Here is a 17,240-nt window from a genome sequence, read left to right as displayed (position 1 = left end):
TTAGTATCACCCCCACCCAACCCTCCCCCGCTGGGCAGGGGAGGGCTAAAGTCGCCGAAGGCTAAAGACCTTTTATTAATCCCGACGGAGGTCGGGGCGGCTACCCCTCTCCGTCAGCCATCACTTCCGCACTTCCAGCTCCACAACTTGCACATCCGTTGGGGTGTGGACCACAAGGTAATAACGGCCCGATGGGATTGTGGATGTGGCGATTGAAAGCCGCAGCGTGCCGTGGCGTGCGTAGCCATCGTGCAGCCGCAGCCGTTCGCGCCCGGTGGCATCAACCACGGTGGCGCGGGTTGGGCCATCTTCGGCAAGGGTGATGGCCGCTTCGGCGGCGGCGGATCCGGCGGGGTTTGGCTGCACGGTGATTTTCAGCGCGCTGGTTTGGCCTATTAATCGGCGGTCGCCGGTTAGGCAAACTCCATCCAGAAGGAACGTTCCGGCAACGGTGGTGGCTTGCGCCTTCCCTCCATCCCAAGCAAATGTGTCAATGGCGATTGGCGTGGTTTGCGCATCCCCCAGCAGAACCACGCAACGGAGCAACGCCAGCGTGTCGTTCCCTTCGGCCCTTTCTCCACTTATCGTCACCACCCGATCCTGCCCCTGGACCGTTCCAACATTTTCCAGCGGAAGCAGCAGCGTGCGGTTAAATCGGAGCGTTGCGGCAAACCCCTTTGCGTTGCGTGGCGTTAGGTTCTGGCTGGTTGCCAGCACTATCGGAACAACCACAACATCGCCCGGCGCGCCCTGAATTTGCGCGGGGAGAATTGCCACTTCGGCGGTGCCGGTCAGCGAGACGTAATCGAACGGGGCCGAGATGCCGCGGCAGCCGTTCGTGTCGGTAATCGCCACGCTGTAGCTCCCTTCCGCTTCCGGCGCGTACCGCTGCGCGGTGGCTCCGGGAATTGGGAACCCGGCCAGCATCCATTGGTAGCTTGCAATCGAGTCGGTGGAGACCGCCGCCAGCGTGTCGTCGGCTTGGGTGATACGCGGAACCGATGGAAGCGGATGGACCAGAACAGTGACCGGAACTGGCGACTGCCCGGAGCATCCCCCCGCATCGCGGACCGTCACGCTGTAGCTTCCGGTTTGGCGCACGGTGATTGTTTGGGTGCTGTCGCCGGTGGACCAGCGGTATTCCGCGTAGCCCGCGCCTGCATCCAACATCACGCTATCCCCCTGGCAGAGCGTTGTGCTTCCGGTGGCGGTGATTGCCGGGGCCAGCGAGGCCGCCACCGTCACGTTCACCACCGTGTCGGCGGTGCACTTGGTCACGGTGTCTTCTTCATGCAGGCGTACCCATCCCGCTCCGGCAGCGTTCCAATCCACCGTGATTGCCGAGGTCCCTTGCCCGTTGGCAATCGCCCCGTTCGCGCTGATGCTCCAAAGGTAAATCCGATTTGCCCGCGCCGACACGCCGTAGGCAACGCCTTTCGAGTTTTGGCAAGCAGCGTTCGGTCCGGCAATGGCCGATCCCGGGGCATCCACCACCATCACGTTCACCATTGTTCGGGTTGCGCTGGCGCAGCGGCTGGCGGTGTCGAATGCTTCCACGTAGAACGTGGTGTCCCCCGCCAGCGCGCCGGTTGTGAACGTCTGGGCCGAATCCAACAACGTCCCCCCCGTGGCCGAATCGTACCAGCGGAAGGTGGCATCGCGCAGGGGCAGCGGAGCAAGCGTGGCGGCGGCCCCGCGGCAGACCGTCACGTTGCTAATGGTTGGCGCGGGGGGGCGGTCCTTCACCACCACCGTCACCGCCGTTCGGGTGCTGACGCAAGGCGTGCCAACCCCGGGCGAGACCGACTCCACATACCACGTCCGCGATGCCGAGACCGGCCCAACGGGATACTGCGCGCCGCTAAACTGAAGGGTTCCGCCCGTGGGTTGGTCGTACCACTGGAACTCCACCCCTTGCGGGTCGGTGGCAATCAGCGTCACCGGCTGGCCGCTGCAGGCGCTGGTGAACGTTGCCGTTGGCGCGGGCGGGCGCAAGCGCACCGTCACCGTCACGGCGGTGCGGGGGTCGCTGGTGCAGCGGGTGATGGTGTCGTAGGCTTCAACAAAATAGGTGGTGGTCCCCGCCAACGCTGGCGTGGTGTAGCTGGGACCAAGCTGCACGGGGGTTCCGCCGGTTGCCACCGTGTACCAACGGAGCGTGGCATTGGCCGATGGGGCAACGCTAAGAATTGCCGACTGGCCGGCGCAGATGGTTGGCGAAGGAACACCGCTCACGCTGGGCCGCGGGCGGACCGTGACGGTGATTGGCGTGCGGGTTGCGCTGGCGCAGCCCCCATCGGGGTCCACCGTTTGGGCGTAGAATGTTGTGGTGGCGTTCAGCTTCGGCGTGTCGAACGTTGTTCCCGGGGCAAGCCGGGATCCGCCGGTTGCGGCGGCGTACCATTCCACCGTTGCGGTTCCTTCCCCCTTTGCTTGCAGCGTAACCGATTCGCCGGGGCAGATGATTTTGCCATCACCCACCGGCGGCTGCGGGCGCGGGCGAACGGTGATGGTGATGTAGCCGGTTTGGGCGCAGTTTGTGCCATCGGTCACCTTCACTTGCAGCTGCGTGGTTTTGGTAAGGCTGGATAGGCTTTGCGCGGAAGCCCCCCCAGTCACCGTTCCGGCGGGCAAGGGCTTGCTGTTGGTGACGTCGTACCAATCAAACGTCAGCGCTCCGATTCCCGTTGCCCGTGCCGTCACCGTCACGCTTTCGTCGGCACAGATGGAAGTATCAGCCACGGTAAGGGTGACGTTTTCGCACAGAGGAACCACCGTCACGAACGCATCTTCCGATGCCGATTGCGCGCTGTTGTAGTCGCGGTCGTATGCGCCCGGGGTGGTGGGGTAATCGCGGCTAACGGTCCAGCCGGTGATGAACAATTTCCCCCCGGGGTCCACCGCGTTCCCCAACGCCACATCGCCGCTTCCGCCGCCGATATAGCTGGAGTAAAGCAGCCCGCCACCATCGGAGCGGAGCTTCACCACAATCACATCGCCGCTTCCGTTGTAGTCGGCATCGTAGCCATTTTTGGTGGTGGGGAAGGTGTTGGAGTAGGTGGCCCCGGTAACGTAGGCCGCCCCGGCTTTATCCACGCTAATGGCAAAGCCGAGCGAGATCACCTCGCCAAGAAATGTGGAATACGCAAGCGTCCCCCCGCCCCCCGCCACTTTCGTGACGATCATATCCTGCCCCCCCCGCTGGCGGTCGAACGCGCCCGGGGTGGTGGGGTAATCGCCGGAGTTGGTGAAGCCGGTGATGTACGCCGCGCCGTTGTCGTCCACGGCAATCGCGCCCCCCCCTTCGGTTCCGGTTCCCCCAACAAATGTGGAGTAGGTAAGGGCCGTGCCGTTGGCGCTCACCTTCGTCACGAACAGGTCGGCATTGCCGTTGTAGGTTTTGTCGAATCCGTTTGGCGCGGGGAAGTCGCCCGACTGCGTCACCCCGGTGATATACGCCGACCCGTTCCCATCAATTGCGATTCCGGTTGCGTCGTCGGCCCGCTGCCCGCCGATGTAGGTGGAGTACACCATGCTGCTTCCCGCAGGATTCAGCTTCGTCACCACCACGTCGTTGTCAAGGTTGTAGGTAACGTCGTAGGACCCCGCGACCGTGGGGTAATCGTTGCTAAGAGTGGTTCCGGCAAGATAGACGGCCCCGGTGTTGTCCACCGCAATCGCGTCGTTGATTTCGGTTGAGGTTCCCCCCAGATAGGTGGCGTAGTTGATGGAGGTGAGCGCGTCGTCCAGCTTTGCGGCGAACATATCGGCCCCCCCTTTGTACGAAGCCTGTGCCGATCCGCCAGTGGTGGGGAAGTTCAGCGAGCTGGTTGTCCCGCTGATAAACACCGATCCTTTGTCATCCACCGCAATGCCGCTTCCAACATCATCCCCCTGTCCGCCCAAGTAGGTGGAGGCAAGCAGCTGCGTCCCGTCGGCGCTGAGTTTGCTGATGAACACGTCGTTTCCGGCATCAGGCTGGGTGCGGTAGGCCCCGGCTTTGGTTGGGAAATCCAGTGATTTGGTGCTTCCCACCACGTAGGCTTTCCCCGATTTATCGTAGGTGATCGCCGCGCCGATATCACCACCGCCCCCCCCCAAATAGGTAGAGTAGAGAAGCGGGTCAATCACCACCGGAAGGGAAGGATCGTGGCCCTCTATCTGGAACCCAGCAAGCCCGGCTCCACGCAAAACAAACTGGCAACGGACCTGCTTCCGCCGGCCATTCACCACCTGGTAGGCAAACGGAGCTTTGTGCCGCAGCATTCCCAGCGATGTGAAAAAATGGAGTTCGTTGCCCGCCACCCGAACGGAGTCGCAGCCCGCCATTCGGATACGGATACGGGAGGCGGGGGTGTTCGGAGATAGATGGAAATCGTACCGAAGCGAGCCGCTGTCGGGATACAGCCGAAGATCAACGCCCGGGTACAGCCCGCGCATCCAGACCTCGCGGTAGGATTGCACCCCCGTTGCCCAACGCGCCGGATCGTTCCCCAAAAAGTAATTCCGCACCGTGGCCGAAGGGCTGATTGCGGTGATGAATGGAGCAGGGTTGCCCCCTTCAAACTCCATCGGGACAACGTGGCCGGCGATGGTGGCCGATTGCGAAAGGAGCATCCGCCGATTTGTTTTCCGAAGGTCCGTTGGCACGTGCTGGCGTTGGCGGAAATCGCAAACGATGCTGTTGGATGTCACCCAATAACTGGCATCACCCGTCTGCATCAGGAACTTCGCCTGCGCATTCCACTGGCCACGGTTTTCGATGAACTCTCTGGCGGAGCTGGTGGCGGCTGCAACCGTTTGCCCACGTGCTGGAAGCGCGGCGGCAACGGCGGCAATCAGCAGCGGCAACAGGAAACGGAAGGGCATTCGGAATATCAGCATCAACACGTTGGATTGAATCACTACCGGAAGGGGGGCCGCGCAACATAGCAATTGCGCTTGGATAGTTGCGCGGGCTTGCTCAACCAGGGAAGGGACCGCGGCTGGAGGAAGGAGAAGAAGGAGAAAAGAGCTATCGGCGCACGCCACGATTACTTGCCAACCACTTGAACCTTCGCCACACCACGCCACGCTCCCGAGGTGATGTTCAAAAAATAACTTCCCTGCTCGATCCCCTCCGTCGGGTAGGTAAACTGATGGAGGCCCGCATCCAAAGAACGCTGGCAGAAGGTCCGGACCACGCGCCCAAGCGCGTCGGCAAGGGTGATGGTGGTTTGCCCACCACGCTGCAACCGGAACCGCACCGATAGCTCCGTTGCCGAAGGGTTTGGGGAGATGGTGAGATCGCCCGCGCTGCTGGCCGCAGCATCGCCCCCCACCCCGGTCATCACTGGCGGGGGAACCACGGTCCCTTGCCACATTGTGATGCTGTCGCACTCGCGGGAATCGCTCCAGACGCGGGCCGCAGCGGCAATGGTGGTGGTGTCTTGGCTGATGGCGCTGAACCGGATCACAATCGGAACACACTCCCCGGGCTGGATCACCCGCCCATGCAACGCCTGCAGCGCCCCCGAAGCAACGGAGAACGCGGGGGAACTCCATGCCAGCACCTTCCCCCCCATTGGATTGATTAACGTGAACGGCGCGCCCCCGTTGTTGCACACCCGAAGCTCACGCTCGCTGTACTCCCCCGAGGTGATGGTATCGAACACGAGGCTGTTGACCTGCATGCAGGGGCTGGCCCCGGTGGCCACAATCGGAAGGGTGTGGCGGGCGCACTCCAGCAGGACGTTCAGCGTGTCGGTGGCAATGACCGGTTCCGGGATGATTGCTTTGATCCGCACCACCAGCGAATCCCCCTCCACCAATTGCGCCGGAATCACCTTGCTGGTTCCGGTGATGGTGAAATTGGGGCTTCCCCCCAGCCACAACTGCCGCACCCGAATGCCACGCCCGGGGGGAGTTTTGATGACGGCAATCCGCTCGGTTGGGATCCCGGTTCGGACCGTTCCAAACCGAACTCCATCCGGCGGGGAAAGCTCAACCGGCGTTGGGGTGAAGGAGTAGGGGATGGTCCAGTATCGCCCGGTGCGGTCGGTTATCACCACGGTGGCTTGCGCCGGGCCGGCGGTGTCGGCCACGGTAACGGTGAACTCGGCACCGGTGGACCGAAGCACCTCGGCAATATTGCTGGGCTTCCCCATCACCAGCTTGGTGTTGAAGGCCCCGGGCGCAAGCTCGATATTCTGCAGCCCGGATGGGCGAAGGTTCGCCAACCGAACGCGGCAAGCAAGATCGTAGCAGCCAATCGCCTCGGTGACAACCTCCAACGTATCGCCCGGGGCGTTCACGCTTCGCATTGGGGCAAGGGGATAGCCGTAGCTGATGGCCATCTGCTCCTGAAACTCGGTTGGCCAATCGCGTTGGATCCGTTTGAACTCCTTCCCGCTGCGCACGCCGTAGGCCACGCCGTAAAACCGCGCCGATGAATCGGCCCCGCGAATCGCGTAGGTTTCTCCGGGGAGTAGCTGCATCGTCCCCCACACCAAGTCGCTTTCCGGGATGCTTCCGTTGTTGAAGCTAAATGGATATTCCCGCCCGTTCGCCCCCTGCCGATAGAACACCCGCCCCACGCTTGCCGAATCGGTCACCACGCTGACGTAATGTTCAAGCGACGGAGGTGAGGTTGGCGCGATGCATGGCGCAAACGATGACCACTGCTGGCGCGGGACCATCTGGACCATGTACGGGGACCACGTGTCGTAGCTGATCTCCTTTTTCTCCTCGGCAACTTGGATAGTGTCGTGGTAGAAAGATGTGGCGGAGGAGTGCATCATCAGCTGCATCGGGCTGGCGGAAACGAACCGGAGGGCTTGGGCGAAGGTGTCAATCGGCACCTCGCGGAATCCGGCGGGGGGAATCCGCAACGTGTCGGGGTGGTCCAGCAGGCGGTTTTGCCACACCACCTGGGCATTTGGCGCGGCACCGTAGGCACGCACGTACTCCGTTGCCCGCACCGGAGCGGGGTTGGGGAGTGTGTCGGGGGGGATTGCTTTTGGCGGTTTGGAAAGCCGGTCCTGCGTTGGCAGATAGACGAACTCCTGGCCATACTGCTCGGTTGGGGGAAGCCACTCGAACATCATGTTTCGGCAGGTGTTTCCGGTGATCCCGGCAACCATCGGGTTGGCCTGTTGGCGGGTGTTTCCGCTCAGCACTCCAATCGGATAATTCGCCTGGATCAGCATCCCCGCTATCTCCCGTTGCGGGACCTTTCCATCCACCTGCTGGGTATCCACGGGGGCGGTGTACTGGTAGGCTTGCTTGGCTTGCAGGGTGATGGTGTCGGCCTTGATGGTGGTGTCGCTGGGGGTAAGGATCACCCTGGTGCTATCGTGGGCGGCAAGAAGAATCACCACCCCGGGGGCAGCGGTGTTTTTCGGGACCGGCTGCTCCGCGCTTCCGGAATAGACGTTCACCAGAAGGGAGGAAGGGAGAAGCGCGGCGCGGTACTCCATCCCCCAACGCTCCACCGGGATTGGGGTCCATGCCTCGCCGCCGAACGGCGTTGCAACGTAGCAGTACAGAACAATCGGCGCGGTGGCTTCCACGGCAAAGGTGCGGTTGCTGATCTCCCGATAGCCTTCCATCGGTGCCGAGCTTGGCAGGGGTATCGTGCTGAACGTCCCGGCGGAAAGCGTTCTGGTGATTGCCGTATCCCCCTGGGTTGGCGTCACCGTCACCACGGTCCCTTGCTGGCGGGAGTAAGCGAACAGAAGAAATTGGCGATCGAGTGCCGGCGGGAACCGTGGGTCCGTGGTGTTCTCCACAACGCGAGGGAAGGCAACAAAGTAGCGGCGGGCAAAGACCGTTGCGTCCTGGCTAAGCGGTTGCGCCGGCAACCGCCAGGTTGCCAGAACCGATACCACCAGAACCCAAACCGCAGCAAGACAACAACGCGCAAGTAATCCCCGCATGACGCTCCGAACGATGCAACAAGAACTGTTCTGCAAAGAAACGAGCAAGCAGGGGAGAAATCAAAACGGAGAGGGATTTTTTTTCAGGGAACATTCCATCTATTTCTCCACCATCCCCCGCAGCTTTTCTCCGTTCGATAGAGGTAGCCGAAGGTCTTTAGCCTTCGGCGGATTCAGCATTCCCGACCTCCGTCGGGATTGATAAAAGGTCTTTAGCCTTCGGCGGATTTATCCTTCGGCGGCAACTTCCGATATGCCGAAACGCAACTTCATTCCCGTGCAGCTTTCTCCGTTCGGCTCGAAGTCAGTAGCTTCCGGCCATGCCAACAGCCGACCGCCAGCAGAGCAATCGCCAATGGTCCGACCGTATCATCCGGCGCACCGACCCCACGTTCCGCCACCGCTGGGAGGTGTGGGTGAACAAACTTTCCGCCATGCTGAACAAACAGACTGTTTGGATTGACGTGGGGTGTGGCTCCAACGCCATGGTGGAAGAATATGGGCACCGCGCCGCAAGCGCAATCGGGACCGATGTTGTTCCGCCGGAGCGGCCAAGCAGTGCGCCGTTTCTGCTGATGCGCCCCGATACCCTTCCCTTCCCCGATGCCAGCGCCGATCTTATCACCCTCCGCTTTGTTGCCGAGCATCTTCCCGACGTGCCACGCACCTTTAGCGAGATTGCGCGGGTGCTGCGCCCCGGGGGGCGGGTGATGGTGCTAACCACCAACACCCACAGCCCTTTTATCATTCTGCCGCGGCTGCTCCCCTTCCGCCTGAAGAATGCGATACTCAGCCGATTATTTCGCGTTCGCGATGTGGATGTGATGCCCACCTTCCACCGGCTGAACACGCCGCACGCCATGCGAACGGTCCATCCCGATTTAGAGCTTTTGGAGCTTGAGTTTCTGCAAGATGCCAACTACACTCGCCGGTGGATTTTCCTGCTGTTCTACGCTTGGCACCTTGCCACCCGCCCCCGCCCGTTCCGCCGTTTCCGAACGAACTTGTTGGGGGTTTGGGGGAAGCCTCACTGATCCCCCGAACCCTGCCCCGCGCAACCTCCATTTCCCGCACCATTGCTGCGGTGGAGGGGATAAACACCCAAGATGATCAACGCCCAGCACGCCGAAGCCTTGTGCATGGCTTCGGCGTGCTGGTTGGCCGCCACACGTGCCCCAATCGTTGGGGCACCACCACAGGAAGAGTTAGAACGAGAGGCTTCCCCGAACAAGCAGGCTGCGGCCCACGGCCGGCGCGCCCATAAATTCCTGGTGGACATTGTTCAGGACGTTCTGCGCGGTCAGCGTCAGGTCCAGGCTTTGCAGCCCGGGTATCCGATAACCCAGCGTTAGGTCCACCAGTCCGTAGGAGGGGATGTCGCCTTCGTACACCCCGCTTTTCATGCGGAACCCTTCGGTGTAGCGGTAGCGGCCTTCGGCACGAAGCCCAGCGTCGGCATAGCGCACCGCCAACGAGCCTTTGTTTTTTGGCGCGTTCAGCGAAAGGTCATTCCCCCCTTCTACGTTCTCGAAGTAGTTGTCGCTCATGAAGCTATAGGTTAGCCCAATCCCCCACTGGTCGGTGATGCGGTAGTCTGCCGCAAGGTCCACGCCAGTGATCGTCACCTTGCCGTAGTTGCGGGGCGCGGCAACCAACGCGGTGGGGTCCGGAACGTTCGCCGGGCTAATGGTTCCCAGCGGAAGCGCGCCAACGGTTCCCCCCATCATTGCCGCCTGCGCCGTGGCGATGGAGTCGGCAACCTCCTGCGGGATTCCCTGCTGCTGCAATCCACCGCTGATAAATGGCTGCACGTAGGCGGCCAGCTCGGCACCGTTCAGGAATGCGTTTGGGGTGATGATCTCGGTCACGGTGAAGTTCTCAATCTGCGAGCGATAAAGGTCCACCGAAAGCTGAAGCCGGTCGGCGATTGCCCCTTTGTAGCCAAACTCAATCGTCTCCGTTGTGGTTGGCTTCAGCCGGGGGGTGTTGGAAGGGGCGGCAATCGGCTTGAACGGGTTTTGCGCGTCGTTCGGGTCCAGGATTGCCATGAAGCTATGCACTTGCTCTTCGGTTGGCGCGGGAATGGCGGAGATATCAACCCCTTGCGCGGCAAGCACCCCAACGGCAATGGGCCACAGCGCGGCGGTGCTAACCGGAAGCGGCTGCGACGGATCCGCAAACTTGGAGTGCATCAGATAGGACCCGTTGCTTTGGTTGAAGGTGAACCCCGATTCGGGAACGCCAAGCGTCCGCAGATCAATGCCGTAGGCCGCCCCAAAATCCGGGCTGATGCTGCCAAACCCAAACACGTCGCGCTGGAACACCAAGTCCAGGAAAAGATCGTTGGTGGTGGGGGTGTTGTAGGCGGTGTTGAACGTTAGCCGAAGATTCTGGTCCTGGTCCAGTTTATACATCAACGCCAGCCGTGGGGAGAACACGGGGTCCTCCAATCGGTTGTTCAAATCCAAGCGGCCCGTCAGCACAAGGTCCAGACGATTCTGCAGCAGATGCGCCTCGGTTTGCAGATAGGCCCCAACCTCCGTGATGTTATCATCATCCTCATTCCGCCCGGTAAGGGTCCCTTCGGTTTCCGGCTGAGTAAGGAACAGGTCCCCGCCGTAGGTGAAACCAAGCTGGTCGCTAAGAGCCGCAGAGTGCTGCACGCGCCCCACAATCTGCTGCGAGCGGTCCACGATTGCGCTGCCGCTACGAAGCAGGTAGGTCTTGCCCGCATCGCTTTTGTTCAGGAACCCTTGCACCAACAGGTCACCCCAATGTAGCCGCGCCCCGGCATGGGCAAAGCTCCATCCTTTCCCCTGGGCGGCCCCCACGTCCGTTAGCTCAATACCCTTCACCATCTGGTCGTAGCCGGCATTCAGGCTAAGGGTGGCGTTATCGCTCAGCACCAGGTCCATGCGCCCATCCACCCCAAACCGCTCAACGTTTTTCTCCCGCTTGCCAATGTTCAGCGTGTCGGCGGCGGCCCCTGCGGCAAGGGCGGCGGCGCGGGATTCGGCTTCTATCGAATCGGTGAAGCTCCAATCTTCGCCGCCGGAGTATTGGCCGGAAATTTTGTAGCCAACGCTCTCCCCAATCAATCCGGCATGGCGGATTGCGGCCTGCATCACCGGGCCAATCGCCGCCGAAGCACTGTCGCTGATGAACCCGCTGCCAAACTCAACAGTGGTCCCCTGCGTGGCCAGCGGAGATTTGGTGATGATGTTCAGCACCCCTGCCGAAGCATTCGGGCCGTAAAGTGCGGACCCGGGGCCGCGCACCAACTCCATCCGCTCCATATCGCTGTTGGTGGTGGGGACCAACGTCGGGATGTTGGCACGCAGCGATGGAAGCCCGGCATTGCGGCCATCCACCAGCGTAAGAAGCTGGCCGCTGAAGACGTTGCTAAACCCGCGCGTCACCATCTCGAACTGCGCCAACCCTTTCTGCGCAATGTCAACCCCGGCAACGCCGCGAAGGTGTTCAACGTGGGTCAGTGTTGGGGTGGCGTGGATTGCTTCGGCGTTCAGCACCGTCACCGATGCTGGTGCCTCCAACGCTTTCTCCATCTTCCGCGAAGCGGTTACGGTAACGCCGTTCAGCGTTAGCGCTTCTTCGTGCAACGCCACGGTTAGCGTTGCGGTTTCCCCCTGGGCCACCGCCACCGTTTGGACCGGCAGCGTGCGGTATCCAATGGCGGTGACAATCGCCCGCCAGCGCCCGCCGGCAAGGTCCCGCACGATGAACTTCCCCTGGGGATTGGTGTAGGCTCCACGAAGTTGTGTGGTGTCCTGTTCGTTCCGTAAGCGCACCGTTGCGCCGCTGATTGGTGCTCCGGTCTGCGCGTTGGTGATGGTCCCGGCGACGGTCCCAGTTTGCGACTGCGCAGAAGCGGACAGGAAGACCGCCCCAAGCAGTGTGATGGCTATAAGAGTCGTTTTCATGAGAACAAAACCCTGTGTGTGTGTGACAGAAATGCGCCTTGCAAGGACGGTTGCAAAACTACCCGCACGGCGGCGCAGGCTTGTCAGCGTTGGGTTCTGTTGTTGTCAGGAAAATGTCAGGCGGGAAGGGGGTTGGGAAGGAATCGCACAGATCAGCCTTGATCTTTTCAGCTTTTATCTTTCACGAACTTATACCCGGCAGTGTGCACCGTCAGAAGGTGCTCCGGCTGGGAAGGATTGGCCTCAATTTTTTTGCGCAAGGTCAGGATAAAGTTATCCACGGTGCGGGTGGTGGGGAACCGTTCGTAGCCCCAAACTTGGTTCAGAAGCACCTCGCGCGTGACCACTTGGCCCTCGTGGGCAATCAGGAATTTCAGCACGTCGTACTCCTTCCCCGCCAACTTGTGGGCCACGTTGCCGTGCCGAAGCTCATGCCCTTTGAAGTCAACCACAACATTCCCGAACTGGTATTGGTCCACCGTTGGGGCGGGGATGGTGGTCCGGCGCAACAATGCCTTAATCCGCGCAATCAGTTCGCGGATGCTGAACGGTTTTTTCACGTAATCGTCGGCCCCCATTTCAAGGCCAAGCACGGTATCAGTTTCGGAGGTTTTTGCCGTCAGCATCAGCACCGGGACGGTGATTCCTGCGGCGCGGATTTCGCGGCAAACATCCTGCCCGTTTTTGCCCGGGAGCATTAAATCCAGCACAATCAAATCGGGCTGTTGCTCCAGTGCCATCTGCTGCCCGGTGATCCCGTCGCTGGCGGTCATCACCGTGTAATGTTCTTCCTGAAGGCTGGCAACCAAGCCCATAACAATTGCGGGATCGTCTTCGATGATAAGGATGGTGCTCATGGCAATGGAGAATTATGGATGGGATTATGGAAGGGGATGTTGATTGATTGGAAACAGCAGCGTTACGGTGGTCCCTTGCCCCGGCGTGCTGGTAACGTGGATTGTGCCGTTGTGGGAATCCATGATATGCTTCACCAACGCCAACCCAAGCCCCGCCCCGCCGGCCCGGTGGGCGGTCTCCTCGCGGACCCTGTAAAACGGGTCGAAGATATGGAGCAGATGTTCGCGAGCAATCCCGATCCCGCGGTCCTCCACCGTCACCCCAACGTGGCCGTTGCGGCCAAACGTGGCAATGCGGATGAAGCGATGGTCGGTGGAGTATTTCATGGAGTTCGCCACCAGATTCACCAACGATTCGGCCACCGCGTCGGGGTCCGCAGCCACCACGGGCAAGCCCGGCTGGGCATCGGCCACCAGCTGGAACCCCCGCATCTGGATTTGATACTGAAGCGTGGCAATCACCGATTCCACAATCGGGTTGATGTCGCATTCAATCAAGGTGTACTCCTTCAGCCCACGCTCCACCTTCGCAAAGTCCAACACGTTGTTGATAAGCCGCGTAAGCCGGTCGGTTTCCCCCTCAATAATTTTCAGATACTCCTGCGATTTCTCGCTGGCAATGGTTGGGCTGCGTTGCAGCAACTCGGCGAACAGTCGGATGGAGGTCAGCGGCGTTTTCAGCTCATGGCTTACACTGCTGACGAAGTAGGATTTCATCCGGTTCAGCTCTTCCAGCCGTTGGGTTTCGGCGTGCTCCAGCATCAGCCGCTGCTGAAGCTCGATCCGCTCGATTGCCAGGCCGGCTTGGGCAGCAACGGTGGCCAGCAGGTCCATATCTTCCACGGTGAATCTCCGCCCCGATTTTTTTGGCCCCAACGCCAGGAACCCCAACGCTTTCCCTTGCTCGGAAAGGGTCAGGAACGCCACGGCCACGCCCCATCGCCGGAAGATACGTGCATCGGCAGGGACGATTGGAACGCCAGGTTCAATCTGGTCCTGGATCCCCACCGGAAGCCGCGTATCCCAGTTCAGCTGCGCCGCGTCGAACGGGACGGAGCGGTGCTGAAGGATCGGGAACGAATGGTGCGCCAGCGGGTGGGCGCGCGCCGTGTCGCCACGGATGCGGAACAGTGCAATCCGCTCCACCGGAATCAGCAGGGCAATCCGGTCCACCACCAACTGCGCCAACTGGTCCACATCAATGGCGCGGTTAATCGCCTCCACAAACTGGCGCTGGGCCACACGGTAGTTGTACTGAACCCGGAAAAACCGGCGGTCCACGAACGCTTGCACGCGGCGGCGGGCCGGCTCGAACAACAACGCGGCAATCACCGCGGCAACGGAGGAGAGCCAGATATCCTTGCTGAAGGTGAGACTGCTTTGCAGCAGCATCGCGACCACCCCCACCACCGCCAAGTAAATGGCCAGCCACACCCCAACCATCACCGCATACACCGTGGTGCGGTTTACGATCAGGTCAATATCCAACATCCGGTAGCGGACAATGGCGATCACGAAGGTGATGGGGGTGATGGCCACCATCAGAATCACCACTTCTTCCGGCACGATGATGAAGCCAACTTTGGAGGGAACAACCCACAGCAGGATATACTGAAGCGGACCCGCCGCGCTTCCCAGCAGCAGCCAGCGCAGTTTCCGGCGGGCGATCTCGTCGGCAGCAGCACGGAAGGAGTGAATAAAATTCCCCAAGCTGAACAGGCAGCCGGCCATAAACAGATAGCGGCAAAGCTCGAACAGCGCGGAGTAAACGGCCATCCATCCTTGATGGATTTCTGGAGTGGTGGAAAGAATGAAACTGAGCGTGGTGGCCGCAACAAGCAATCCGCCAACGGCATAGCAAACGTGCATCAGCCGTTCCGCACCGCGCCACTTTGGTTCGGGGAACAGGAAGGTGAAATGAACAAACAGCAACGGCATCATCACGTAGCCGGCCACAAACGCGCCACGCACCAGATACCCCAGCCCCGCCGGGTCAATCGTGTACCGCCCCGACGTGCAGGCGATGAGCAGCACAGCAAAATTCATGGTGTGGTGGAACACCCTGGCGTGATGTTCGTGCGGCAGCTTTACCAGAACAACAACCCCAAGCACAAAAAAGATTGCCGCCACCACCGTCATAATCAACAGGTAGCTGGGGCTGTAATGGGGGACCAGTTGCAGCGTGGCGGCGTGCAATTCCAGTTGCGGGATTGCTTCCTCACCTTCGGCCACCATGGCGTACTCAATCCTGACGGTGTCGCCAATCGCGAACTCATCAAGCAGCGTTTCCACAATGTTCAGGTCCCCACCCAACGGATATCCATTCAGCGTGGCGATAACCAGCGCGCCATGCTTGGCGGAATCTTTTTTGAAGGCCACGCCGCGCAGCAACGGAGCAAGCGGGCTGGTGGATTCGGTGGCCGCTGCGTCAACTTCGATATGCCCGCGATGCGCCAGCAATGTTCCCCCAAGCCCCGCTTTCTCCGCAGCCTGATACGTCCCGGCAGCGCCCAGCAGGACAACCAGAATATTCCAGACCAATATCCACGGGATTGATTTTTGGGAACGGAGAACCATGGGAAATTGAAGATGAATGATGCAGGCAGAACAGAGGAAGGGAACAGAAGCGTCGGGCGAAATTTATTGGAAAACGATGCCGCAGCAATGGCCTTTTTTTGCCGAGGCGGCAACGCTTTGGAAAAGCCACCGCTGCACGCGTTACTCAACCACGGTGATCCCCCACTCCAAGCTCCCTTCATCAATCGCCCCGCCGCTGACGTTTTGGAAGGAGACCGTCACCGTGTTGGCCGCCGAAACCCGCGCAAAGCCGATCACCAACCCGGCTGTAAGATTCGCCGATGGCGAAATCACCACCGACCCACCAACACCCGCGCCCGTCACCGTGAACGTCTCAATGCCTTGTGCACCTGCGGCAACGCTGGCAATGTCCTGCGTCACCGTTGCTTTGGTGATTTTGCGGCCCCAGCTCATCGTTCCCGTCGCCGTGCTGGTGAGTATCCGGTTATCGGATGCTGGTGCAACTGCCGGAAGTGTGTAGGTGATGTCACTCGTTTGATTCTGCGCTTTGAACGCCGTGTAGTTTGCCGTGTTTGGGAATTCCCCGGCGGCGTTGTAGCCCTCGAAGAACCTCAGCTCGCTTGGCGCGTTATCGTTGTTGGCAAGCCAGAGATCGGCGTTGCCGAAGACCGCTACGTCGGGGGTGGATATCACCATCGGTAGCCCGCCAAAAACGTTGTTGGCGTGGTAGCCGAAGCTACGCGCGGCGGATGCATCCAACGTTAAGCCAAGCCCCATGGCAATGGAAGATTGTCCACCGGCTGTTGTTCCGGTTCCCACTGCCGTGGAAAAATGGCCGCTGGCCGTTGCCGCCACCCCCATTGCCGTGGAATAGAAACCGCTGGCAACGGTTCGCGAACCGAACGCTGTTGCCGCATACGCGCTGGCCACTGCGCTATCCCCCATTGCCGTTGCAAGCCAACCGCTGGCAATGGATTGATAGCCGCTGGCAAACGAATTCTCCCCGCTGGCAACGGTGTGGGAACCGATTGCCGTGGCGGTGTCGCCGCTGGCAGTGGTGTTGCTGCCCATCGCCGTGGCGAAGCTGCCGCTGGCAACGTTCCCGCTGCCACCAACAACCGTGGCAAATGGTGTATCGGCGGTTGTGCCGGTGTTGTTGCCAGCGCGGTTGTTTTGCCCGCCAAGAATTGCGCCGTAGTCATCGGTCACGCGGTTGGTGGCTGCGTTGGCACCGCCGCCAGCAATCACCCCCCCAACGGCTCCCGTTGCCACCAAATTCCCATTGAACCCGCCAATGATGTTCGCGCTGGTGGCGTTCGGTTCAAACCGCATCACCCGCCGGTTGCCACCAGTAACCGCACCGCTGTTGTTGACCCGAACCTCAAACGCCACGTTGTCGGTGGTTCCCACAAAATTCGTTCCGGCGGTGGTTCCGGCATTGCCAGTCAGCCCCCAGAACATCCCCGCTCCGGTGGCAACGGTCAGAACCGGGTTCCAGATCGGGGCAAAGGTCGTTCCAATCTGGAACTCCATCGTTTTCGTGTCGCTGTTGAAGATCATCAACCCTGTTGCCGGGTTGGCTATCGCGTTCCGTTCGGCATTTGTCAGCCGTGGCATCAGGAAGCCAGCAGTGGTTGTGGAAAGATCCAAGATTGCCGATTTATCCGGCGCAATGGTCCCGATCCCCATGTGGCCATATTGGTCGGTCATCGGGTGGAAGCCGGGGGGTTGTGCGGTGGCAGCAATGGCCGCAAAAAACACCCCCACGGCTACGCCAATGCTTCGAAAAACGGTTGAAGAACTCCTCATGGTGGATCACTGAATGGTGGTTCCAGGTTGCAGGATTGCGTTGCGGGTTAGCAGTGGCTTCGGTGGCACCACGAAGCCGTTCCGATTACTCACTTCCCGCACGGTGACCATTGCCCGGATCAAGCGTCGCATTCGGTCCGAAATGTCTGAGTTGCCCAAGTGCCTGTATCACACCGAAG

The 17,240-nt window shown here is 60.7% G+C and carries 8 protein-coding genes; 1 reads left to right on the top strand and 7 read right to left on the bottom strand.

Annotated features, from left to right (window positions below; all coding sequences use genetic code 11):
- Positions 1-120: 120 nt before the first annotated feature.
- The 3 genes from IPM61_08580 to IPM61_08570 form a co-directional block, all read right to left on the bottom strand.
- Positions 121-4,884 carry an SBBP repeat-containing protein gene (locus IPM61_08580; GenBank protein MBK8911376.1) on the bottom strand — a complete coding sequence of 1,588 codons (4,764 nt, stop codon included), beginning with the start codon at positions 4,882-4,884 and terminating at the stop codon, positions 121-123.
- Between the two features lie 149 nt (positions 4,885-5,033).
- Positions 5,034-7,841, bottom strand: a complete 2,808-nt coding sequence (locus IPM61_08575; GenBank protein MBK8911375.1) for a T9SS type A sorting domain-containing protein — start codon at positions 7,839-7,841, stop codon at positions 5,034-5,036.
- A complete protein-coding gene (locus IPM61_08570; protein ID MBK8911374.1) occupies positions 7,822-8,010 on the bottom strand; it encodes a hypothetical protein in 189 nt (62 codons plus the stop codon). The genes IPM61_08575 and IPM61_08570 overlap by 20 nt, the downstream gene beginning before the upstream one ends.
- A 226-nt stretch (positions 8,011-8,236) precedes the next feature.
- Here IPM61_08570 and IPM61_08565 point away from each other — a divergent pair, with 226 nt between their 5' ends.
- Positions 8,237-8,950: a class I SAM-dependent methyltransferase gene (locus tag IPM61_08565; GenBank protein ID MBK8911373.1), complete on the top strand. Its 714-nt coding sequence runs from the start codon at positions 8,237-8,239 to the stop codon at positions 8,948-8,950.
- Positions 8,951-9,121: 171 nt separating this feature from the next.
- Here the strand turns inward: IPM61_08565 and IPM61_08560 are convergent, their stop codons facing one another.
- The 4 genes from IPM61_08560 to IPM61_08545 all read right to left on the bottom strand — a co-directional run bounded on the left by IPM61_08560 (position 9,122) and on the right by IPM61_08545 (position 17,061).
- Positions 9,122-11,857, bottom strand: a complete 2,736-nt coding sequence (locus tag IPM61_08560) for a TonB-dependent receptor (GenBank protein MBK8911372.1) — start codon at positions 11,855-11,857, stop codon at positions 9,122-9,124.
- A gap of 167 nt (positions 11,858-12,024) precedes the next feature.
- Positions 12,025-12,714 (bottom strand): response regulator transcription factor, encoded by a 690-nt coding sequence (locus IPM61_08555; GenBank protein ID MBK8911371.1) that lies wholly within the window; start codon positions 12,712-12,714, stop codon positions 12,025-12,027.
- A gap of 24 nt (positions 12,715-12,738) precedes the next feature.
- The gene (locus IPM61_08550) at positions 12,739-15,291 is read right to left on the bottom strand and encodes a HAMP domain-containing histidine kinase (GenBank protein MBK8911370.1); all 2,553 of its coding nucleotides are present in this window, start codon (positions 15,289-15,291) and stop codon (positions 12,739-12,741) included.
- A 141-nt stretch (positions 15,292-15,432) separates the two neighbouring features.
- Positions 15,433-17,061, bottom strand: a complete 1,629-nt coding sequence (locus IPM61_08545) for a hypothetical protein (GenBank protein MBK8911369.1) — start codon at positions 17,059-17,061, stop codon at positions 15,433-15,435.
- Positions 17,062-17,240 lie beyond the last annotated feature (179 nt).

Source organism: Chlorobiota bacterium, assembly GCA_016710285.1.
In the GTDB taxonomy this organism is placed as follows: Bacteria; Bacteroidota; Ignavibacteria; order OLB7; family OLB7; genus OLB7.
This window is presented reverse-complemented; position numbering and strand designations above follow the sequence as displayed.